Raw genomic sequence first — 21,422 nt, forward strand, 5'->3', positions numbered from 1 at the left:
ATGAGCTCCCCGCGGCCCTGCACAGAGCCTTTTAAGCCTAGCTGAATTGCGCAGGACCGAGAAGCGGAAATTGCCGCGACTGCAAAGTTGCCGAAACTTCTCGTTGTGGACGCTTTGCGGGAGACGTGCCTCGATAGGAATTCAGTAAGCGATCTGGCCCTCGTAGGCCAGATCGTGACGCGTCACCTGTCGCCTTAGATCGGCATCGGGTACTGGCGATGAACAGCCTCGATTTCGGCCAAGACCTCGTGCGACAGCTTGAGACTGACCGAACCCAGGTCTGTTTCAAGCTGTTTCATCGTGGTAGCGCCGATGATCACCGACGTCATGAAGCGGCGGCTGAGGCAGAAGGCGAGCGCCATCGCGCAAGGGTCGAGGCCGTGCCGTTCGGCGATGTCGAGATAGGCCTTCGTCGGTGCTTCCTGCAAGGGCTGCAGGCGACCGCCGAGATCGCCGTTGATCGATCCGCGCGAGCCGTCGGGCTTGGCGCCGTCAAGATATTTGCCGCTCAGAATGCCGCCGGCGAGGGGGGAATAGGCGAGCAGGCCGACATTCTCATGATGCGACAGCTCCGCCATGTCGAGATCGTAGTGGCGGTAGAGCAGATTGTATTCGTTCTGGATCGTGGCGACGCGCGGCAGGTCGAGCTGTTCGGCAAGCGTAAGATACTTCTGGGTGCCCCAGGTCGTTTCGTTGGAGAGTCCGAACGCACGAATCTTGCCCTCTTTGACAAGGGCGCCCGTTGTTTCCAATATTTCGGTGATATTGCCGATGGCCTTGGCGTGGTCCTGCTTGAAAGGATCGTAGTGCCAGGCTTGCCGGAAATGGAAATGCCCTCGGCTCGGCCAGTGAATCTGATAGAGGTCGATATAGTCGGTCTTCAACCGGCCCAGGCTTGCCTCGATCGCCAGGCGAATGTTCTTCGCGTCGGCGCCGTCGCCATTGCGGATATACGAACGGCCAGGACCCGCGACCTTCGTGGCGAGCACGATGTCCTTGCGCTTGCCCGTCTTCTGAAACCAGCTGCCGATGTAATCTTCGGTCAGGCCTTGCGTCTCCGCGGAGACCGGCGTGGTCGGGTAAAGCTCGGCTGTGTCGAAGAAGTTCACGCCTTTCTCGACGGAATAGTCCATCTGCTCATGCGCTTCGGCCTCCGTGTTTTGCGTGCCCCAGGTCATGGTGCCGAGGCAGATTTCGGACACGGAAATATCCGTGCGGCCAAGTGTCTTGTACTTCATCTGAAAGCCCTGAAGGTGATCTGGAAAGGAAATGGTCTGGAAGGACGGCGCAAATCTAGACCGGAATTGAGCAAGCGCAAGAGGTAAAACCGGCCCCACTCGCAGCCGCAAAAGCCTTGGAACGCGGGCATCCGGCACTTGACTCTGCAGGAAAGAATGTCAATTGGAGGCGAAATAACCAGAGGTCCGTATAAAAGGGACATAGCATGACCATTGCTTTTACATTCCCGGGTCAGGGCAGCCAGGCTGTCGGCATGGGCAAGGATCTTGCCGAGAATTACGCCGAGGCGCGCGCCGTCTTCCAAGAAGTCGACGAAGCTCTGGGCGAAAAGCTGTCCGAGACCATGTTTAACGGTCCTGAAGACACGCTGACCCTGACGGCCAACGCGCAGCCGGCCCTGATGGCGGTCTCGATGGCGGTCATCCGTGTCCTCGAAGCCAAGGGCGTCGATCTGAAGGCGAAGGTGTCCTACGTTGCCGGTCATTCGCTTGGCGAATACTCCGCTCTATGCGCTGCCGGTACCTTCTCGCTGACCGACACCGCGCGCCTGCTGCGCATTCGCGGCAATGCCATGCAGGCCGCCGTACCTGTCGGTGTTGGCGCCATGGCCGCCATCATCGGCCTTGAACATGCCGATGTCGTCGCCGTTTGCGAGGAAGCCTCTGCCGTCGGCTCCTGCCAGATCGCCAACGACAATGGCGGCGGCCAGATCGTCATTTCGGGCGAGAAGGCAGCCGTCGAAAAGGGTGCCGCGATAGCAACCGAGAAGGGCGCCAAGCGCGCGATCTTGCTCCCGGTCTCCGCCCCCTTCCATTCTTCTCTGATGGCGCCCGCTGCGGACGCTATGCGCGAAGCTCTGTCCGGTGTGAAGAAGTCAAGCCCGGTCGTGCCTCTTATCGCCAACGTGCGCGCTGCACCGGTGACCGACGCCGACGAGATCGCCAAGTTGCTCGTGGAGCAGGTGACGGGCCAGGTCCGTTGGCGCGAGACGGTCGAATGGTTCGCGGCCAACGGCGCGACGACGCTTTATGAGATCGGCTCCGGCAAGGTCCTGACCGGCCTCGCCCGCCGTATCGACAAGACTGTGAACGGCATTGCCGTCAACACGCCTGCAGATATCGATGCGGCTGTTGCCGCCCTGATGGCCTGATAGATTTAACGATTACAAGGAACACTTCCATGCTCGATCTTTCCGGCCGCAAGGCTCTGGTTACTGGTGCCTCCGGCGGCATTGGCGAAGAAATCGCCCGTATCCTGCACAGACAGGGCGCCATCGTCGGCCTCCACGGCACTCGCGTCGAGAAGCTCGAGGCGCTGGCAAACGAACTTGGTGATCGTGTAAAGATCTTCCCGGCCAACCTCGCGGACCGCGATGAAGTCAAGGCTCTCGGCGTCAAGGCCGAAGCTGATCTCGAAGGCGTCGACATCCTCGTCAACAATGCCGGCATCACCAAGGACGGCCTGTTCGTGCGCATGAGCGACGAGGACTGGGACAGCGTCATCGAGGTGAATCTGACGGCGATGTTCCGCCTGACGCGCGAGTTGACGCATCCGATGATGCGCCGCCGCTATGGCCGCATCATCAACATCACCTCGGTCGTCGGCGTCACCGGCAATCCGGGCCAGGCCAACTACTGCGCCTCCAAGGCAGGCATGATCGGCTTCACGAAGTCGCTGGCACAGGAGATTGCGACCCGCAACGTCACCGTCAACTGCGTGGCGCCGGGCTTCATCGAGTCCGCCATGACCGGCAAGCTGAACGACAAGCAGAAGGAAGCGATCATGGGAGCGATCCCGATGAAGCGCATGGGCACGGGTGCGGAAGTTGCTTCCGCAGTCGCCTATCTTGCCTCGTCGGAAGCCGCTTATATGACAGGCCAGACGTTGCACGTAAACGGCGGCATGGCCATGATCTGAAACGGGAAACTGCCTTTCGAGGCCGTTTTCCCCGCAATAGCGTGTTGACCAACCCGATGGGGTTGATTTTCTGGCTTTGCGGCAGACTTAAACCGTGTTAAGCGGGCCATGACTGTGAACAGTCTCCCGAGAAAGCAGACGGACCGGCGGGCTTTTGTGCAAGCCTGGGACATTTCTGGTAGCCGGGTTCAAAGAGTTTGCCGAGGGTGGCTTTAAAGGCGCGCCGCAGGCTGAAACAGGGTAGGGATGTCACAAGGCATTCTGATCAGGACATAAGGTCGAGGAAACCGACATGAGCGATATCGCAGAACGCGTAAAGAAAATTGTTATTGATCATCTTGGCGTCGATGCCGACAAGGTTGTCGAAAGCGCCAGCTTTATCGACGATCTGGGCGCTGACTCGCTCGACACCGTCGAACTGGTCATGGCATTCGAAGAAGAATTCGGCGTTGAAATTCCGGACGACGCTGCTGACTCGATCCTGACGGTCGGCGATGCCGTGAAGTTTATCGAAAAGGCTCAGGCTTAATCCTGAGCGTTTCAAAAAGGGCGGACCCGGAGTCCGCCCTTTTTATTTCTGGCATGGTTCTCCAAAAACATAAAAGGCGGGGGAATGCAGTCGATGAGGCGGGTCGTTATAACAGGTACCGGTATGGTATCGCCCTTGGGGTGCGGAACGGAAGTGACGTGGTCCCGCTTGCTTGCGGGAAAAAACGGCGCCCGCCTGGTCACCGAGTTCGAAGTCGACGATCTTCCCGCAAAGATTGCTTGCCGTATTCCGGTTGGCGACGGCACCGACGGCACTTTTAATGTCGACGACTGGATGGAGCCCAAGGAACAGCGCAAGGTCGATCCTTTTATCATCTACGGCATGGCAGCCGCCGACATGGCGCTTGATGATGCGAACTGGCACCCCGAGAGCGACGAGGACCAGGTTGCGACCGGTGTTTTGATCGGCTCAGGCATTGGTGGCATCGAAGGCATCGTTGAGGCTGGCTACACGCTGCGCGACAAGGGCCCCCGCCGCATCTCTCCGTTCTTTATTCCCGGTCGCCTGATCAACCTCGTTTCCGGCCAGGTATCAATTCGCCACAAGTTGCGCGGTCCGAACCATTCGGTGGTCACGGCATGCTCGACCGGCGCTCACGCGATCGGCGACGCTGCCCGTCTCATTGCGTTCGGCGATGCCGACGTGATGGTCGCTGGCGGCACAGAATCTCCTGTCAGCCGTATCTCTCTGGCCGGCTTCGCCGCCTGCAAGGCCCTCTCCACCCAGCACAACGACGATCCGACCAAGGCATCGCGACCGTACGACAAGGATCGTGACGGCTTCGTCATGGGTGAGGGTGCAGGCATCGTTGTTCTCGAAGAGTTGGAGCATGCCAAGGCTCGCGGCGCCAAGATCTATGCCGAGGTTGTCGGCTACGGTCTCTCGGGCGATGCTTATCACATCACTGCTCCGTCCGAGGACGGTGAGGGTGCGCAGCGTTGCATGACGATGGCGTTGAAGCGCGCCGGCCTGACGCCAGCTGATGTCGACTACATCAACGCGCATGGTACATCGACGATGGCCGATACGATCGAACTCGGTGCCGTGGAGCGCCTGGTTGGCAATGCCGCCTCCAAGATCTCAATGTCGTCGACGAAGTCTGCCACCGGCCACCTGCTTGGCGCTGCCGGCGCGATTGAGGCGATCTTCGCAACGCTCGCGATCCGCGACAACGTTGCGCCTCCGACGCTCAATCTCGACAATCCTGAGCGTGAGACCGCAATCGATCTCGTTCCGCACAAGGCGCGCCAGCGGGAGATCAACGTCGCACTGTCGAATTCATTCGGATTCGGCGGTACGAATGCCTCGCTGGTGCTGCGCCGCTACGTCGCCTGAGTTTAGGCGTTGACGTTCTGGCAGTGGGGCTGCACCCTTGCGCGGCCCCACCTGCATTTTGCCGCATTGCTTAGCAAGAAGCGGGACTTGAGGCCAAGTTTAGAGGATTGCCGGTGAACGATACGAACCAGAACAACGGGACGATCGGCGAGGAGAGCCAGCAGACACAGAGCGGGCCGATCATTCCCAAGTCGCCGAGCGAGGCGCTTCGACCCGAGCGCGTGCCCGAGCCACCTAAGCGCTCGAAGAAGGCGCGCAGCCAGGTTATCATTTTTCTGAACTTCCTGATGACGCTGGTCGTGCTTGGCTGCGTGGCGGCCGTCTTCCTTTATTATTATGCGATCTCCGCCTATCAGAATCCCGGTCCCTTGGAGACGAACACGAATTTCATCGTGCGGAACGGCGCCGGCGCTGCTGAGATCGCCGCAAGCCTCGAACGCAACAACATCGTCTCGGACGCGCGTATCTTCCGGTACCTTACCGCGACGCATCTGGGTGACGGCGAGAGCCTCAAGGCGGGCGAGTACGAGATCAAGGCACATGCTTCCATGAACGACATCATGGAACTGCTGAAATCCGGAAAGTCGATCCTGTATTCCGTCGCGTTTCCGGAGGGGCTCACCGTCCGCCAGATGTTCAACCGCCTGAACGAGGATGCTGTGCTGGAAGGCGACCTGCCAGCAGTTGTCCCCGCCGAAGGAAGCTTGCGTCCGGATACTTACAAGTTCTCACGTGGCACGAAGCGGGCTGAGATCATCGAGCAGATGGCAGCGGCACAGCAGAAGCTGGTCGATCAGGTTTGGGAAAAGCGCGACCCGTCGCTGCAGCTCAAATCAAAAGACGAATTGATCATCCTCGCTTCGATCGTCGAAAAGGAGACGGGTGTTCCCGACGAGCGCGCGCACGTGGCTTCCGTCTTCCTCAACCGGCTGGGCAAGGGGATGCGCCTTCAATCCGACCCGACGATCATCTACGGACTGTTCGGTGGCGATGGAAAGCCGACAGATCGCCCGATCTATCAATCGGACCTCAAGAAGGAAACGCCCTATAACACCTACGTCATCAAGGGGCTTCCTCCGACACCGATCGCCAATCCGGGCCGAGATGCGCTGGAGGCGGTCGCCAATCCATGGAAGACCCAGGATCTCTACTTCGTTGCCGATGGTTCCGGCGGTCATGTTTTCGCGGCCACCCTTGAGGAGCACAACGCCAACGTCAAGCGCTGGCGCCAACTGGAGGCCGCCAAGGGCGCCGATCCGAATATCGTAGTAGACGGGCAGCCCGAGAGCCAGACGCAGCCGGAAACGCCTGCTGCGCCCGCTGCCCAAAAGAAAAAGAAAACCAACTGACTTTGGGAGGCTCGCATGGCTTTGCAGTCCATGACCGGTTTTGCACGGCGTGAGGGCACGAGCGGCCGCTGGCGTTGGGCTTGGGAGTTGCGTTCGGTCAATGGCAAAGGCCTTGATCTCCGCTTGCGCCTCCCGCCGGGGCTGGAGCGCATGGAGAATGACGTGCGTCGCTTTGCGGGCGAGCGTTTTAGCCGTGGCAATATGCAGGCGTCGCTCTCCATCTCTGCTGGTGAGAGCCGCGTCGAAACGGTCCTGAACCAGGAAGCACTCTCTGCCGTGCTCGCCTTGCGTGATCAGCTTGGCGGCATCATCGATCCGGCGCCATTGCAGCTCGATACTTTGCTCGCCATCCGAGGCATCATCGAATTCCGGGATGGTGAGGACGGCGACGAAGCCATCGCAGCGCGCGATTCCGACATTGTCGAAGGCCTGATTGCGGCCCTTGCCGATCTGCGTCAGATGCGGGAGCTGGAAGGTGCCGCATTGTCGCGCATACTGCTAGACCACGTCTCGACAATCGAGGGGCTGACACAGGTGATCGAGCGTGATCCCTCCCGCTCTCCGCAAGAAATCGCCGGTCGGTTGGCCGCGCAGGTCGCAATGCTTATGGATGGGTCGGCAAAGCTGGATCGCGACAGGCTGCATGCGGAAGCCGCTCTGCTCGCCACGAAGGCGGATCTGCGTGAAGAGATCGATCGCCTGAAGGCGCATGTGGTTGCTGCTCGCGACCTGCTTGCCAAGGGCGGCCCGATCGGGCGTAAGCTCGATTTCCTTGCACAGGAATTTAACCGAGAATCGAATACCATCTGCTCGAAGTCGAATGCCGCGGCGGTTACCGCCGCCGGTATCGAGCTGAAAGTCGTCATCGACCAGTTCCGCGAGCAGGTCCAGAATCTGGAGTGATACATGAGCCCGGCCCAGTCGAACACACCCACCAAAATCGCCCGGCGTGGGCTGATGCTTGTCCTGTCCTCACCGTCTGGCGCAGGCAAATCGACGATTGCCGGCAACCTTCTCAGGGACGACCATAGCCTGGAAATCTCTGTTAGCGTCACGACCAGGGCGAAGCGGCCGAGCGAAATCGCGGGTAAGCACTACCACTTCATCACCGTCCCACAGTTCGAGAGGATGCGCGACGCGGGCGATCTGCTCGAGTGGGCGGAGGTGCATGGTAATTTCTATGGCACACCGCGGGAGCCAGTAGAATCTGCAATGGCCGAAGGTCGCGACATGCTGTTCGATATCGACTGGCAAGGCGCGCTGCAGCTTCAGGACAAGATGAAGGCCGACATTGTCTCGATCTTCGTGCTGCCGCCAACCATGACCGAACTGCAGTCGCGCTTGCACCGTCGCGCTGAGGATTCGGAAGAGGTTATTCGCACGCGCCTTCTGAATTCCCGCGCCGAGATCGAACGCTGGCGCGAGTATGACTACGTCATCGTCAACGACGATCTGGACGAGGCGTTTCGCAACGTGAGCTGCATCGTCAATGCGGAGCGCGTCCGCCGCGACCGCCGCCATGGCCTGTTCGACTTCGTCAACGGCCTGCTGACGGAAGAGCCGAAGCTTTAAGATCAGCAGGTTTGAAGCGATGATGCTTACGGGCGAGGTCGGCGGGCCGACCAGTAACTGTCGCGCGAATCCACTTATCTCCGAAGGTCTAACCTATCGCTCTGGATGCGGGATGGCCGACACGTAGCCTAGAGGCAATTTGCCAGCCGAACGAATTCGGCAACCGAAAGTGTCTCTGCGCGTCGCTGAGGATCTATGTCCGCCTTGTTGAGTAGGGCTTCGCCGCCTAGGGGTTTGAGGCTTTGCCGCAGCATTTTGCGGCGCTGGCCGAAGGCCGCGTGAGTGACCTTTTCCAAATCGGCGACTGAGCAGGGGATCGGGTTCTCGTTCGGTGTCAGATGGACGACCGTCGACGTGACTTTCGGTGGCGGCGTAAATGCCTGCGGCGGTATATCAAACGCCATACGCGCGTTCGTACGCCATCCGCAGAGCACGCCAAGACGTCCATAGTGGTCATCGTCTTCAGCCGCGACAACGCGCTCGCCCACTTCCTTCTGGAACATCAGCGTCAGCGATTCCCAGAAAGGCGGCCACTGCTTCGGCAGGATCCAATTGACCAGCAACTGCGTCCCGACGTTGTAGGGCAGGTTGGCGATGATCTTCACCGGTCCCTCGGTCGCCAAAGCTTCGAAGTCCGTCTTCAACGCGTCGCCCTCGATGACCTCGAGCCGCCCCGGATAGTGCTCTGCGATTTCTGAAAGCGCGGGCAAGCAGCGAGAATCGCGCTCGACGGCGATCACCTTCTTCGCGCCCAGTGCGAGGATGGCGCGCGTCAGACCGCCGGGACCTGGGCCGACTTCAAAAACAGTGACACCTTCCAGTGAGCCGGCTGTCCGGACAACCTTCTGCGTCAGGTTGAGGTCGAGCAGAAAGTTCTGGCCGAGGGCCTTCCGTGCATCGAGACCATGGCGTTGAATGACGTCGCGAAGCGGCGGAAGCCCGTCCAAGGCAGCCATCAAATGCGCCCCTCTGCGGTGCGTCCGAGGTGACCGGCGAGCTTCAGTGCCGCGACGAGGCTACTTTCCCGCGCAAGTCCCTTGCCGGCAATGCCGAATGCGGTGCCGTGATCGGGCGACGTACGCACGAAGGGCAATCCAAGCGTCACGTTGACAGAGTCGTCGAAACCAAGCGCCTTGGCCGGTATCAAGGCCTGGTCGTGGTACATGCAGATTGCAACGTCGTAGCGCGCCCTGGCTTCGTCGTGAAACATTGTGTCGGCAGGCAGCGGCCCGATTGCGTTGATCCCCTCGGATCTCAGAAATTGAATGGCCGGCTTGATGACCGCTTCATCCTCTTTGCCGATGGTACCGTCTTCCCCCGCGTGCGGATTGAGACCTGCAACAGCGAGGCGCGGATTTTCGATCCCGAAGCGATTCCTGAGATCGGCATCAGCAATTCGGCAGGTCGCGATGATGAGTTCCGCAGTGAGCGCCTGAGGCACATCCTTGAGAGGAATATGGATTGTGACCGGAATGGTACGGAGCTTCGGACCGGCGAGCATCATCACCGGCATGGCCACTTGGCCTGTTGTCCGTGCGGAAAGATCTGCAAGAAACTCGGTGTGCCCAGGGAAGGGGAAGCCGGACTCATAGAGCACTGACTTGGCGATTGGGTTGGTAACGACGCCAAGGGCTTCCCCCGACATCGTCAGCGATACGGCTTTCTCGATTGCGGCGATGGTGGCCTTCGCCGTTGCGACATGGGGCTCGCCTGCAACAACCTCGATGCCTGCAGGTATCGGAAGCACGGGGAGGGCATCGGCAAAGACGTCATTGGCGTTGGCGCAGTCGGTTTCGCGAATAGCAACCGTCAGCCCAAGCAGATTGGCACGCAACGCCAAAACATCAGGATCGCCAATAAAGACGAACGGAGGGAGGCCAAGCTCTCTACGCCGCATCCAGGCCAGCAGTGTAATGTCGGGGCCGACACCAGCCGGATCCCCTTGACTGAGAGCGAGCGGGCGCGAGAATGAGATCGTCATTTTGCTCAGGGACGCATGATCTGCGCCTTCTTGCGCAGCTCTTCCATGTATTTCTGGGCGTTTGGATTCTCAGCAGGCGCGTTCTTCCCTGCCTTCGCCTTGTCGAGATCTTCCTGACGGAACACCATTTCGGCAGCCTGGTCATCGGACACCTGGCGCTGGCTGCAGATGGCAATGTATTCGACGCCTCTGTCGGTCACGCGTGTGGCCGTCGTATTCCCTTTGGCCTGCTCAACAAGCGGCTTCCATTCGGTCGGAAGTTCCGGTGCGAGAACGCGACCGAGGTCACGCACAGAGACGTCGCGCATCGTTGCGGCAAACACCTTCGCCTGGTCGCAACCTGGATACTTCGAACGCGATGCCTCGGCCTCGCTCTTGCGCTTGCCGACGATGCCCTTCTTGTTGGCGGGAACGACGAAGATCATCTGCTGCAGAATATACTCCGTGGTCTCCGGCTTCTGCTTGTTCTCCATCATGCGGGCAACGAGGTCGGAATTCGACATTCGGGAGTTCGCGCCATAACGCGCATTGACGAGGCGCGGCCAACTCATCTGCACGGCGATGAAGGCCTTGAAATGCGCGACACCGACGCCGGCGCGTTCGAGAATTTGCGTCATCTGATCGGTTGTCAGCTTGTTGCCGGTCGCAAACCGCGCGAACGATGCATCAACTTCGTCCTTGGAAACCGACATGCGCACGCGCGCGATTTCCTGCTGCTTCAGCGTCTGGTCGATCAGTTGTTCTTCAGCGGCCTTGGCATCGGCGTTCTGGTGCTGGAGCTTAAGGAATGCCTGACGCTTGGCGACATCACCGCTGGTAATCGCCGTGCCATTCACGACCACTCTGACTTCGCTTGCGGCAAAGACTGCGCCCGCCTGAGGTGAGACAAACGCTGCTAGCATTGCGAAAGCCGCCCCGGCAATCATCGTTTTGACGGTTTTTTTGGCGCCAAACATCTATCGACCCTTCCCATTGACGCCGCGCATTCACGTCGCGGCGCGCATACCTTCTCGAGACAAACGGGCATTGCCGCTCTAAACTGAAAGTTCAGCACATGCCCCAGATATCAACTGGTGACAATGTCCTGCATAGCCTTACGGCGAAAGAAAGGCCCTTTCTTCCGCCGTACAACTGAACACTCCATCAATTCTGGTAGATGGTGGTATTGGTGTCTACCGTGCCACCGAGCTTGATGTCGCCCAGCGTCCGGAAGGTCAACCTGGCACCAATGCTCCAGTCGCTAGCGGTTTCGGCGGTCGTATCGCGCTTTTCGCTATATGCGATCGTAAAGATCGTGCATTCGTCCTCATAAGTCAGACCGAATGTCTTCCTGACGATGCTGTTATCCTGAAGATCCCAGGCTATGCCACCAAATACCGACCAATAATCCTTGAATTTAACAGTTCCCTTGGCCTGGATCTCATCATTGTCCTCAGCAAAGCCATATTCTGGCTGCGCCGAGACGTGCGTGTAGATCAACTGGCTTTGGAGATTGTCGTTCTGGAAACCGGCCGTAAAATCGCCTCGACGGAAAGCCAGACTCTTTTCGTCAAGTCGGTAGGATGCTGCAAGAGCAATGCCCTGCGGCGTCTCGATGCCGCCGAGACCGACGAAGTCGGATACGTCGCTCTCCAGACCGGAATCCGCGCCGACATTCACCAGATCATCTGTATCGAATGAGTTCTGGCCGCCCAGCTGGTAGGATTGGCCGAATATGCCGTGCAGCTTGTAGCCATTGTCAAACGTACCGGTGTACTGGAAGCCGACGTTGGCGCGCGTACCGCCCTCGATGCGATCGTAGCCGGAGAACTTGTCACGTTCGAAAAGATTGGTCGCATCGAACACAAAGCTCTGCGCATCCTCGTTCGGCAAAGAGCCGGCAAGGCGTTCGTCAGGCCGCGCGTAGACTTGAACGATGGGTTCAAACAGGTGCGTGCTGTTTGCGGTCGTACCAAGGATTGGGTAGCGCATTTCAAGGCCGGCGGTAAACATCGAACGCGTCGCTGCATTACTGTCGTCGTAATTGCCGTCATAGACAAACGTGCCAGAGGTCGGCGGCGGCGTCATGTTCAGCGCCAACGCGTCGCCGCGCGCGGCGAGCAACGGCGTAATCAGGAAGCCCTCAGGCGTGACAAACGTGCGCTTCCATTCCAGCTCGCCCGTCAGACGGGACGTCTGGCCGTCAAGACCACGGAACCGGTCGAACCCCGCCACGCTGTAGAAGTCGTCATGGGTACGCGACAGGTTCGTGAAGTTGACGTCGGCAGAGAGTTCACCTCCGGCGAGCGGCTGCGGTGCCACAAAGTGATAGTCCATCACCGGATAGACGATCGCCTGCTGCTTCTCTTTGACGTCGTTCGGGTCGGCGTCCTGAACGTCGAAGTAGAACGAACGCAGATCGAAGTAATTCCGTTTGCCGAGACCGGTCAGGTAGACTTGGTTCGTTTGTGTCGAATTGTCCAACCCTTTAAGGCTATAGGTTCGGGAAAAGTTATTGTCGCTCTGCGCCATAACGTCCCAGCCGAACGCCCAGCGAGGATTGATCCTGAAATCTCCCTTGGACGCTAGAACGCCTCGGAAGTCATTTTCGGCATCGCTGGTGCCGGACGTGAAGGTCCCCGGGCTGAGCTGGTCGATACCAGCCACCCGCAATGTATGCGTGCCGTTTTCGAATCTCTGGCGATATTCCGCGTCCAGCAGGAAACCTTGGGTCGTATAGCCCGTGCCCGTTACCGTTAGGTCGCTGCTCGGCGAAATAACGTAGTAATAAGGGACGGACAGGCCGAATCCGAGATTTTGCGCAGTGACAAAGCTAGGAAAGAGGAAGCCGGACTTCCGCTTCACGGTGTTGTCGGGGACTTCAATCCACGGCACGTAGGCAAGCGGATGACCAAGAAGTTCAAAGCGCGCCTTCTCGAGGCGAATCGTGTGCTTGACGCCGTCCTGAATGACGCGTTCAGCCTTGACCTGCCAGAAAGGAGGCCGTTCCGGTCTCTCGGCGCAAGGCAAACAGGCAGTATAGACGCCCTTGTTCAGGATCATCTGCGTGCCGCCAACACGCTCGCCGGTTTCCGCAACCAGGCGCGTATTGTCGGCGGTCTCGATTCTGAGCGCGTTTACGAAGCCGTCGGCAAAGTCGTCAGTGACGTCAAGCTTGTCGGCGTACATGCGGTTGCCGTCGGGGCCAATGAGTTCGACGTTGCCAAGCGCCATCAGGCGCCCGGTTTGCTGATTATACTCGACGCGCTGCGCCACCATCTTGTAGCCGGCGTAGTTAATTTGCACGCCGCCGATGGCGGAAACGATCTGCGCGTCCTTGTTGTAGACGAGTTCGTTTGCCGACAGAATCAGCTTCTGGTCGTTCGATACGGTTGGCTTGAAACCTTGTAGGGCGTCCTGAGCGAAAGCGGCAGGAAAGCCGTTGGAATAGGTAGACAGGGCCACGCCTACGAGCAGGGCAACCAACTGTTTACTAAGAGTCTTGCGGTCGCCTGCCGCCACTAGCCATCCTCCTGATGAAGCAGAATTGTTGCACCCAAAGCCAAGGCAACGGTGACCGGAATCCACGTCGCCACGAAAGGCGGGACAACCCCACTGCTTCCGAATGCTTTCACAAGCACGGTGACCACATAAAGCACGAAGCCTGACAGGATTCCACCCAGAATCACCGACCTCGACTGGTTGAACCGGCTAAATTTTAGGGACACTGTTGCAGCAATGAGAGTCATGGCGACAAGCAGCAGTGGTTGGGACAACAATGAATGAAATTGCGTCTCGAGAGCCTTGGTCGGAATCCCGAAGGATTTCGCGGCGTCAATCCGGCTCGAAAGATCAAAAAAACCAATAGTTTCAGGGGCTGTCAGCCTCTGTTGGACGAAATCTTGTTTCAAATTGGTGCGGACACGCACCTCGTCCTTGCGCGTAGCGACTTCACCCGGACGGCGCTCCACAACATTCTTAAGGAGCCAGTAACCATCTTCCAATTTTGCAGACGCGGCGTCCTGCCTCAGGATGATGTGGTTGGTCGAATCGAAATGCACGAACACCGCGTCCATAAGCAGCGTACCGTCCTCGAGAACTGTATGCGCTCCAATGATCGCATCGTCACCACCGCTGATCTGCCGAATCCATGGAACCTGCAGGGCGGTATTCGGCGCTGACCCTTCTCCCCGCCAGTTGCTCTCGACGATCGCAGCCTGGCGTTGCCCCCACGCTGCGAGCGGATTGAGAACGGTCATGACCAGCACGCCCAACAAAAACGCGCCGGCAAGGAAGGGTGACATGAACTGCCAAACCGAGATGCCGGCAGCGCGCGTCACGACCAGTTCGTATTTTCTGTTGAGGGCGATCAAAACCGTCATGCCCACAAAGAGGGCGATGAAGGGAACGGTCTGTTGGAGGATGAGCGGCAGGCGCACGGCTGTCATCACCAGACCGCCGGTTACGGTGTAGCCAGGAAGACCGGAGAGGCGGCCGGCCGTCTCACTGAAATCCACGAGATAAACGATGCCGATCACACCGAGAAAGAACCACATTGTGGTCAGCAGATAGCGACGGAAGAAGTAGCGGCTGAGCGTCCCAAAAATCATGCACTGCCTCCCGCAGAGGGATCTGCCGACCGGCCAAAGCGCGTCTGCAATCTCTGCCAAGCTGCGGCGATGCGGTCGCTCATTGCGGAGAGGACCGACAGGCGCTTGTGATGCGACAGAGACGCGATTGCCAGGAGGCTGGTGATGACGGGAATCGCATAGAGTACGCCGATATACTCCGGATTCGTGTCGATCTGATTGGCCGCGTAGAACGACGCCCAACGAATCGCAAAAGCAAAGATGAGCGCCGCCACCATCGGATGCAGTCGCGCCTCGCGATGGGAGCGCGCATCACCGGCAATCGCAAGCGAAATCAGGGCAAACACCATCGGCAGAACCCAATCCGTCAGACGGCGGTGCAATTCGGCGCGATAACTGCCGGGCTTAGAGATGTAGTCCTTGTCGTTCGGGTCCGGATTGAGCAGGAACGGAAGCTCGCGGTCGGATGCACGAAGCGTTGCCTGGCCACGATTCTGCGTCAGATCGGACAGATCGAAGGAATAAGAATCGAAGCGGATGACAGAGACTTCGCCGGTCTGCGTTTTGCGGTGAACCTCGCCATCATGCATGATGAGTGAGGTGCCCTTTTCGTCAACGGCGCCCTCGCGCGCATAGTAGATGAGCTCGAATGCGGGATCGCGCTCGTCCACGACGAACAAGCCCTTGAGCACGCGCCCGGCCAATCGCTCGGATATCTGCACGTAAAGTCCAGTATCGATACGGCGGAAGTTCTTCTCCTCAATAACGGAGGAGAGCAGATCCGCATAGGCAGCTGCCACCATCTGGCGAACGCCGGTCTTCGCTTTTGGCTCGACGACGTTGTCCACCAGAAACGAAAAGGCGCTGATGACGGCGGCAAGGATAAGAATCGGGCGCAGAATGATGCCACGCTTGGCACCTGCCGCATCGATGACGGTCAGCTCCGAATCGTTGTTCATCGTCGTCAGCGTCTGCGTGACGCCGATGACAAGCGCGAACGGCAGCACGATCGGAATGATCGACGGAAGGATCAACGTTGCCAGCTTGGCAAACGATCCCATCGACTGGCCACTATCGGTCACCAGATTAACGCGCTGCAGAACCTGAGTTGTCCAAATGATCGCGAGCACCGGCAACAGGGCAACGAGAAACATCTGGCCAACACGCCGGAGTATATATGTTTCAAGCAGTTTCATTCATGCCCTTGAACGCCATTGCGAACCGATGCCGCTACGCAGCGAAATCCATCTACGCTCTTTGGTTCGCTTTTGCGACAAGCCGGTGTCGAAAATTCATTCAAATTTCAGTTTTTTTTTCGCCCTGTTGCGAATCGGTAAGGGCAAGAAGACCTGTGAACACCACAACGGACGAAAGCCATCCGAGGACCACGTCCGAAAGATAGTGCGCGCCGAATGCAACCCGCATGGTAGGCGCCAGAAACGAGATCGCGGCAAGCGGCAATGCAAGTGCCGAACGCATCGGCTGCGGTATCAGCAGGATAAGGCAGAAGACCCAGCCGGCGCCAGCCGCTTCACCGGAAATGAAGGAGCAGTTCGATACGCATCGTCGGACCATGGAGCCCGCCGGCACGAAATCGAGATGGCCCCCAAAGTCCAGCGTTTGGGACGGGCGCGGTCTGCCCCAGTATGTCTTGAGAATGAGATTCGTGAGGATCACGGGGCCGATAATCAGCGAACCCAAGGCCACCTTGTACGCGCGCGCATGCTCCATGTTGAAGGTTGCGCCATACTGACTGTAGTACACAGCAAGTCGCCACAACATCACAGCCGCGACTGCGTACGGCAGGCGGAAGCAGAATGTTCTCAGTAGCTCTAGGTAGGTATCGTCGCGATAAGGGAAATATCCACAACTGTCGTTAAATGCTGCCTTATATTGGCAAGTTTGCCGAACAAAAAAATGTGTCGACGCGTAGATGTCGATCTGCGGAAACACGTTAAACAGGAAAAGCAACGCCCACCATATAAAGAACACGGCGGCGAACGCGCGACCTGCGGGGCTCTTAGGCATAAGTGCGCGCCAAAGTGAGGCTTCGCGGGACGCTCTCGCTGCGGAAATCATTGTCAATTCCTGTTAAGTCGACTTCCAGGGATGAATATGCACCAAGTATGACATCCTGTTAATGGCTCAACTCATAGTCGCCGCCAGATCACAGTGCCCAAGGCTTGTTTTCGGGGGCGAAACCCGAAATGATCGGATAGAGCGGATTTAGGAAAATCCCACTGGAGAAGATATGTCAGCCAAGTTCGATATTTCATTTGCAACCTCCGCCGAGATCGCCGGTGGCTACGCGATCCTGCTGCAGACAGGCGGCGCAGATCTTGCCGCCGGGGCCAAGGTCGCGGACCCCGTTGGGGTGATCTCGAGAGCGGCAAACATCGCGGGCTTCTCCGCCAAGGCGACGACTGTATTGGATCTTGTTGCTCCGGAGGGTTCACTGGCCGAACGGCTTATCGTTGTCGGCCTTGGCAAGCCGGAGGAGTTGACCGCTCATGATTGGCTCAAAGCCGGTGGCGTTGCCGCGTCTAAGATCAAGAAAGCCGAAAAGGTCGTGATCTTCGTCGATGCGCCGGGTGCCAGTGTCGGAGCGAAAGAGGCGGCGGATTTTGCGCTTGGAATGCTTTTGCGCGCCTACAGCTTCGACACTTACAAGACCAAGAAGAAGGACGAGGAGGGCAATAGCCGTAATGGACGGGTGGCAGTGACGATCGTTACCGCAAATGCGACCGATGCCGCAGAAGCCCTTAAAGTCTCCGAAGCCGTTGCAGCAGGCGTCAACTTAGCCCGCGATCTCGTGAATGAGCCGCCGAACGTTCTGGGTCCGGTGGAATTTGCCGCCAAGGCAAGCGACCTGCAAAAGCTTGGCGTCGAGGTGGAAATCCTCACCGAGAAGGACATGCGGAAGCTTGGCATGGGCGCCCTCTTGGGTGTGGCTCAAGGCTCGGTTAGGCCTCCGCGGCTGGCGGTCATGCAGTGGAAGGGCGGCAAGAGCGGGGAAAGCCCAATCGCCTTCATCGGCAAGGGCGTCGTCTTCGACACCGGCGGCATCTCGATCAAGCCCGCTGCCGGCATGGAGGAAATGAAGGGCGATATGGGCGGTGCCGCGGCCGTCACCGGCCTGATGCATGTTCTCGCTGCCCGCAAGGCGGCGGTGAACGCGGTTGGCATCATCGGTCTGGTTGAGAACATGCCCGACGGAAACGCTCAGCGTCCCGGCGACATCGTTACTTCGATGTCGGGGCAGACGATCGAGGTCATCAACACCGACGCAGAGGGACGTCTCGTGCTCTGTGATGCGCTCTGGTATTGCAACGACCGCTTCAAACCGAAGTTCATGATCAATCTGGCAACGTTGACCGGTGCCATTCTCGTTGCGCTTGGCAACGTCCATGCCGGTTTGTTCTCGAATGATGACGAGCTCTCTGAGCAGCTGGCCGCCGCTGGGCTGACGACCAGCGAGAAGCTTTGGCGCATGCCGCTCGGCAAGGAATACGACAAGATGATCGACAGCAAGTTCGCCGACATGAAGAACACCGGCGGCCGTCATGCGGGTTCGATCACCGCTGCGCATTTCCTGAAACGATTCGTGCAGGAGACGCCGTGGGCGCATCTCGACATTGCGGGAACGGCCATGGGTTCGCCGCAGGATGAGATCAATCAGTCTTGGGGATCCGGTTACGGCGTACGGCTGCTCGACCAGTTGGTGCGCGACAATTACGAGTCATGACCGAAGTCCTGTTCTATCATCTGACGGAATCCAAGCTGGAGGATGCCCTGCCGCCGCTGCTCGAAAAAAGCGTCGAGCGCGGCTGGCGGGTCTCTGTGCAGTTGAGGGATGCTGCGCGGCGCGACTTGCTTGATCAGCATCTCTGGACATTTCGCGAGGATAGTTTCTTGCCGCATGGCACGGATGAGGGAGAACTGGCCGAAAATCAGCCAGTTCTCCTCACGATCTCCGAAGGAAACGCGAATGCTGCGACGGTGCGATTTATCGTCGATGGCGCAGAGCCGCCTGCTGTCGATCCTTACGAGCGGATTGTCTTCATGTTCGATGGATACGACCAGGAGCAGCTTGAGGGCGCCCGCGCGCAGTGGAAGAAGCTGAAAGGCGAGGGGCACAGCCTGACATACTGGCAGCAGACGCCCGAACGGCGATGGGAGAAGAAGGCCTGAATTTGACTAGTTCAGGCCGGAAGCCATCAGGACGTTGTCGATGAAGTCCCGCTTTGCCATCGTATATTCCGCGCGCCTCTCCGCATGCTCGCTGGCCAATCCAACCTTCAGTTGCTCGTAGGCGCGTGCGAGCCGGGCATCGGCGCGCAGAGCGTCGCGAAAGGCGATCATGCGGTTCCAGTTATCGCCGCGATACTCCACGACATGGACCAGATGGGTGCGGCTCTCATCCTTTATGCCGCGGCCGAAAATGTGGTCGTCGAGGACAATGTCGCTGCCGGCATAGTCATAACCGATTGCTTCCATGGCGGGAATGCAGCGCGGACCGTCATCGAAGTGTTTGACGCCGACAACGATGTCGATGATCGGCTTTGCCTTGATGCCGGGAATAGCTGTGCTGCCGACGTGCTGAATGTCGATTGCCATGTCCCCGAGCGCTTGGCCGATGGCCTGCGCTTCGGTGGCATAGGCACGCTCCCAAAAGGCGTTGGGCTCAGCGAGCGAAACCGTTAGATTCTTCAAGCCAAGACCGTAAGCCGGATCGTCTCGCATGCCGAACCTTCCTTGAAGACCGTGAGACTTCACAATAGTATGAGGCTCGGCACGTTTGTATCAATCGTGAAACGCGTCGACGAATTTGCGTTTGCCGAGCATGAAGGCATCGGCGACGTGGCGAAGCGGCGCTAGGTCGACATCGGACTTGCCGGCTTTGACAATTTCCGCGAAGCGACGGTAAAGCGCCGGGTATTCCTCTTCCGGGGCGGAGAACTTCAGTTCGCCATTGATCGACAACTTGGATCCGCCTTCAGCAAGTTCCACATGCCCGGCTTCGGTTTCCGCGAGGATGTCCCAGCTCTGCTTGCCGGTCTGTCGCCAATCGAATTCGGCATGAACAGGTACGTTGTCAGCATTCTTGAAGTGCAGATCCGCCGCAATGGGGGCATCCCGATTTTCCGGGAATTCGAGGGTTGCGCCCGTCAGGAAGATCGCCTCCGGCAAGATATGGGTGACGATCGACAGGGCGTTGATGCCCGGGTCGAAGACACCGAGGCCGCCGGCCTGCCAGATCCAGTCCTGGTTCGGATGCCAGTGGCGAACGTCTTCCTTCCAGATGACGTGAACGCTCTTGATCGTGGTCGATGCGAGAAAGGACTTCGTGGCTTCAACGGCGGCCGCATAGCGCGAATGCCAGCTTGCAAACAGCGAGACGCCCTTGCTCGCCGCGAGGCTTTCGAGATCGGCAACTTCGCTGAGTGTCGCGCCCGGAGGCTTTTCGAGGAACACATGCTTGCCGGCGGAAAGCGCCTTATGTGCTGCTTCGTAGCGATATTGCGGCGGCATGCACAGCGAAACCGCATCGATCGCTGGCACGGCGTCGAGCATCGCATCGATCGTCGTGAAGCTCGGGATGCCTTCAACGGTGCCATGGCGGCTGGCCGTCGCAATGAGCTTGAAGTCGGGATTCTTGGCGATCGAGGGAAGGTGCTGGTCGCGGACGATCTTGCCGACGCCGACGATGGCGAGGTTAATAGGTGACATGCTGCTGGCTCGCGTTCGGTGTTTCGCTCAAAAGTATGATTTATTTTGCGCCTGTTTTAGCAGAAAGAAACCGGGGGGCAAGCGTCGATAGTCCATCAAAGAGACGCCATCTCGGCGGGCGCAGTCGGCTTCTTGAACTGCAGCGTCACGACCTTATACCCCTCTGCCTCGAGCCTTGAAAGGAGTGTTGGCAGCATCGTCGCCGTGCGATTGTGGATGTCGTGCATGAGAATGATACCGCGGCCCCGCTCATGCAGCAGGTCCATCGTCCGCTTGGTCACGGCTGCTGGCGATGTTGTGAAGTAATCCCTGCTGTCCACATCGACATCCATCACGACCATCTCCCGCATTGCAACGGCAGCGCGCAGCTTTTGGCTGTCGGCAAGGTATGGAAAGCGGAAGAAGTTGACATCAACGCCGGTCGCCTTGGTCACGGCAGCTTCTCCCCGTGTGATCTCCTTCATCGCCACATCGAAGGTCAGCGTCGCCAGGTTTTCGTGCCGGTAGGTGTGGCTGCCGATCGCGTTGCCGTCCATCGCAACCTTGCGTGCAAGCTCCGGATGCAACTCCGCCATTTCGCCGACCATCATGAAGGCGCCCTTGACGCCGAACTGGTCCAGCGTCGCGAGAACGCGATCCGTCCGGCCGGGAATTGGACCGTCGTCAAAGCTGAGAATGACTTCTTTGTCCTCAAGATGCAGGTCATGAATGGACGCGACCGTCAGTGTTCGGCCGGCAAGGTGATGCGGACGGGTCTCGTGAGACATTTGGAGCGGGCGACTGTCGCTCTCCGAAATCTGGCGGCCTTCCGGGGCGACGATCGAAGAGGTTTTGATCGTGCTATCGGGCGCAGGCCGTTTGGTGGATTGGCAGCCGGCCAGGGCCACGCTCAAGATGAGACCGGAAAATACAGCAAGGCGATGCATAAAAGGGGCTCAACAAATCAGTAATGAATGTTGAGACAACCTTGATGATTATGGTTAACGATCGGTTTCGATCGTTCGGGAATGCACCGAATAGTACGGTGTGCGATTGGCTCTCGTTCAGAGCTGTGGCTTCTGTAACGGGCCTTAAGTCAATCCCTTGTGAGCTTAATCCCTCGCCGAGTGCTTGCTTCTGTCCGCAGTCGGCACTTGGCCGCTGCTTTATGGGGTCTGCTGAGGACCGGCTGGCCAATCTAG

The 21,422-nt window shown here is 58.6% G+C and carries 20 protein-coding genes; 9 read left to right on the forward strand and 11 right to left on the reverse strand.

Annotated elements, in window-relative coordinates; translation table 11 throughout:
- Positions 1-194: 194 nt before the first annotated feature.
- Positions 195-1,238: an aldo/keto reductase gene (locus ATY79_RS15245; RefSeq protein WP_088693500.1), complete on the reverse strand. Its 1,044-nt coding sequence runs from the start codon at positions 1,236-1,238 to the stop codon at positions 195-197.
- A 206-nt stretch (positions 1,239-1,444) separates the two neighbouring features.
- Between ATY79_RS15245 and fabD the strand changes: the two genes are divergently transcribed.
- From fabD to gmk, 7 genes are all read left to right on the forward strand, one after another.
- On the forward strand, positions 1,445-2,389 hold the full coding sequence (fabD, locus tag ATY79_RS15250) for an ACP S-malonyltransferase (RefSeq protein WP_088693499.1): 945 nt from the start codon (positions 1,445-1,447) through the stop codon (positions 2,387-2,389).
- A gap of 29 nt (positions 2,390-2,418) precedes the next feature.
- On the forward strand, positions 2,419-3,156 hold the full coding sequence (gene fabG / locus ATY79_RS15255) for a 3-oxoacyl-[acyl-carrier-protein] reductase (protein ID WP_088693498.1): 738 nt from the start codon (positions 2,419-2,421) through the stop codon (positions 3,154-3,156).
- A gap of 292 nt (positions 3,157-3,448) precedes the next feature.
- Positions 3,449-3,685 carry an acyl carrier protein gene (locus ATY79_RS15260; RefSeq protein ID WP_003547058.1) on the forward strand — a complete coding sequence of 79 codons (237 nt, stop codon included), beginning with the start codon at positions 3,449-3,451 and terminating at the stop codon, positions 3,683-3,685.
- Positions 3,686-3,778: 93 nt separating this feature from the next.
- On the forward strand, positions 3,779-5,041 hold the full coding sequence (gene fabF, locus ATY79_RS15265; protein ID WP_088693497.1) for a beta-ketoacyl-ACP synthase II: 1,263 nt from the start codon (positions 3,779-3,781) through the stop codon (positions 5,039-5,041).
- Positions 5,042-5,154: 113 nt separating this feature from the next.
- Positions 5,155-6,390: an endolytic transglycosylase MltG gene (gene mltG, locus ATY79_RS15270; RefSeq protein WP_088693542.1), complete on the forward strand. Its 1,236-nt coding sequence runs from the start codon at positions 5,155-5,157 to the stop codon at positions 6,388-6,390.
- A gap of 15 nt (positions 6,391-6,405) precedes the next feature.
- Positions 6,406-7,293, forward strand: coding sequence for a YicC/YloC family endoribonuclease (locus ATY79_RS15275; protein WP_088693496.1), 888 nt, complete (start codon positions 6,406-6,408; stop codon positions 7,291-7,293).
- Between the two features lie 3 nt (positions 7,294-7,296).
- Positions 7,297-7,962, forward strand: a complete 666-nt coding sequence (gmk, locus tag ATY79_RS15280) for a guanylate kinase (RefSeq protein ID WP_088693495.1) — start codon at positions 7,297-7,299, stop codon at positions 7,960-7,962.
- Positions 7,963-8,090: 128 nt separating this feature from the next.
- Here the strand turns inward: gmk and rsmA are convergent, their stop codons facing one another.
- The 7 genes from rsmA to ATY79_RS15315 form a co-directional block, all read right to left on the reverse strand.
- Positions 8,091-8,918, reverse strand: coding sequence for a 16S rRNA (adenine(1518)-N(6)/adenine(1519)-N(6))-dimethyltransferase RsmA (rsmA, locus tag ATY79_RS15285; RefSeq protein ID WP_088693494.1), 828 nt, complete (start codon positions 8,916-8,918; stop codon positions 8,091-8,093).
- A complete protein-coding gene (gene pdxA / locus ATY79_RS15290) occupies positions 8,918-9,943 on the reverse strand; it encodes a 4-hydroxythreonine-4-phosphate dehydrogenase PdxA (protein WP_088693493.1) in 1,026 nt (341 codons plus the stop codon). Before pdxA ends, rsmA begins: the two co-directional genes overlap by 1 nt.
- 5 nt (positions 9,944-9,948) lie before the next feature.
- Entirely contained in the window at positions 9,949-10,899 is a 951-nt protein-coding gene (locus ATY79_RS15295) for a peptidylprolyl isomerase (RefSeq protein WP_088693492.1), read from the reverse strand.
- Positions 10,900-11,086: 187 nt separating this feature from the next.
- Positions 11,087-13,444 carry an LPS-assembly protein LptD gene (locus ATY79_RS15300; protein WP_088693491.1) on the reverse strand — a complete coding sequence of 786 codons (2,358 nt, stop codon included), beginning with the start codon at positions 13,442-13,444 and terminating at the stop codon, positions 11,087-11,089.
- On the reverse strand, positions 13,444-14,532 hold the full coding sequence (gene lptG, locus ATY79_RS15305) for an LPS export ABC transporter permease LptG (RefSeq protein WP_088693490.1): 1,089 nt from the start codon (positions 14,530-14,532) through the stop codon (positions 13,444-13,446). The genes ATY79_RS15300 and lptG overlap by 1 nt, the downstream gene beginning before the upstream one ends.
- On the reverse strand, positions 14,529-15,707 hold the full coding sequence (gene lptF, locus ATY79_RS15310) for an LPS export ABC transporter permease LptF (protein ID WP_088693489.1): 1,179 nt from the start codon (positions 15,705-15,707) through the stop codon (positions 14,529-14,531). Before lptF ends, lptG begins: the two co-directional genes overlap by 4 nt.
- A gap of 100 nt (positions 15,708-15,807) precedes the next feature.
- The gene (locus tag ATY79_RS15315) at positions 15,808-16,539 is read right to left on the reverse strand and encodes a phosphatase PAP2 family protein (RefSeq protein ID WP_088704251.1); all 732 of its coding nucleotides are present in this window, start codon (positions 16,537-16,539) and stop codon (positions 15,808-15,810) included.
- Between the two features lie 223 nt (positions 16,540-16,762).
- On the opposite strand from ATY79_RS15315, the gene ATY79_RS15320 reads away from it, so the two are divergent.
- Positions 16,763-18,256 (forward strand): leucyl aminopeptidase, encoded by a 1,494-nt coding sequence (locus ATY79_RS15320; protein WP_088693488.1) that lies wholly within the window; start codon positions 16,763-16,765, stop codon positions 18,254-18,256.
- Entirely contained in the window at positions 18,253-18,702 is a 450-nt protein-coding gene (locus ATY79_RS15325; protein ID WP_088693487.1) for a DNA polymerase III subunit chi, read from the forward strand. The genes ATY79_RS15320 and ATY79_RS15325 overlap by 4 nt, the downstream gene beginning before the upstream one ends.
- Positions 18,703-18,708: 6 nt before the next feature.
- On the opposite strand, the gene ATY79_RS15330 is transcribed toward ATY79_RS15325, so the two are convergent.
- From ATY79_RS15330 to ATY79_RS15340, 3 genes are all read right to left on the reverse strand, one after another.
- Positions 18,709-19,254, reverse strand: a complete 546-nt coding sequence (locus tag ATY79_RS15330) for a GrpB family protein (protein WP_088693486.1) — start codon at positions 19,252-19,254, stop codon at positions 18,709-18,711.
- Positions 19,255-19,314: 60 nt separating this feature from the next.
- On the reverse strand, positions 19,315-20,241 hold the full coding sequence (locus tag ATY79_RS15335; protein WP_088693485.1) for a Gfo/Idh/MocA family oxidoreductase: 927 nt from the start codon (positions 20,239-20,241) through the stop codon (positions 19,315-19,317).
- Positions 20,242-20,336: 95 nt separating this feature from the next.
- On the reverse strand, positions 20,337-21,167 hold the full coding sequence (locus ATY79_RS15340; RefSeq protein WP_088693484.1) for a polysaccharide deacetylase family protein: 831 nt from the start codon (positions 21,165-21,167) through the stop codon (positions 20,337-20,339).
- Positions 21,168-21,422: the final 255 nt, after the last annotated feature.

Origin of the sequence: Rhizobium sp. R693, from assembly GCF_002211315.1 — a bacterium.
Lineage (GTDB): Bacteria > Pseudomonadota > Alphaproteobacteria > Rhizobiales > Rhizobiaceae > Rhizobium.

Coding starts and splice junctions, on each gene's coding strand:
- ATY79_RS15245 (WP_088693500.1), bottom strand. CDS start 1,238: ATGAAGTACAAGACACTTGGCCGCACGGATATTTCCGTGTCCGAAATC.
- fabD (WP_088693499.1), top strand. CDS start 1,445: ATGACCATTGCTTTTACATTCCCGGGTCAGGGCAGCCAGGCTGTCGGC.
- fabG (WP_088693498.1), top strand. CDS start 2,419: ATGCTCGATCTTTCCGGCCGCAAGGCTCTGGTTACTGGTGCCTCCGGC.
- ATY79_RS15260 (WP_003547058.1), top strand. CDS start 3,449: ATGAGCGATATCGCAGAACGCGTAAAGAAAATTGTTATTGATCATCTT.
- fabF (WP_088693497.1), top strand. CDS start 3,779: ATGAGGCGGGTCGTTATAACAGGTACCGGTATGGTATCGCCCTTGGGG.
- ATY79_RS15275 (WP_088693496.1), top strand. CDS start 6,406: ATGGCTTTGCAGTCCATGACCGGTTTTGCACGGCGTGAGGGCACGAGC.
- gmk (WP_088693495.1), top strand. CDS start 7,297: ATGAGCCCGGCCCAGTCGAACACACCCACCAAAATCGCCCGGCGTGGG.
- rsmA (WP_088693494.1), bottom strand. CDS start 8,918: ATGGCTGCCTTGGACGGGCTTCCGCCGCTTCGCGACGTCATTCAACGC.
- pdxA (WP_088693493.1), bottom strand. CDS start 9,943: ATGACGATCTCATTCTCGCGCCCGCTCGCTCTCAGTCAAGGGGATCCG.
- ATY79_RS15295 (WP_088693492.1), bottom strand. CDS start 10,899: ATGTTTGGCGCCAAAAAAACCGTCAAAACGATGATTGCCGGGGCGGCT.
- lptG (WP_088693490.1), bottom strand. CDS start 14,532: ATGATTTTTGGGACGCTCAGCCGCTACTTCTTCCGTCGCTATCTGCTG.
- lptF (WP_088693489.1), bottom strand. CDS start 15,707: ATGAAACTGCTTGAAACATATATACTCCGGCGTGTTGGCCAGATGTTT.
- ATY79_RS15315 (WP_088704251.1), bottom strand. CDS start 16,539: ATGCCTAAGAGCCCCGCAGGTCGCGCGTTCGCCGCCGTGTTCTTTATA.
- ATY79_RS15320 (WP_088693488.1), top strand. CDS start 16,763: ATGTCAGCCAAGTTCGATATTTCATTTGCAACCTCCGCCGAGATCGCC.
- ATY79_RS15325 (WP_088693487.1), top strand. CDS start 18,253: ATGACCGAAGTCCTGTTCTATCATCTGACGGAATCCAAGCTGGAGGAT.
- ATY79_RS15330 (WP_088693486.1), bottom strand. CDS start 19,254: ATGCGAGACGATCCGGCTTACGGTCTTGGCTTGAAGAATCTAACGGTT.
- ATY79_RS15335 (WP_088693485.1), bottom strand. CDS start 20,241: ATGTCACCTATTAACCTCGCCATCGTCGGCGTCGGCAAGATCGTCCGC.
- ATY79_RS15340 (WP_088693484.1), bottom strand. CDS start 21,167: ATGCATCGCCTTGCTGTATTTTCCGGTCTCATCTTGAGCGTGGCCCTG.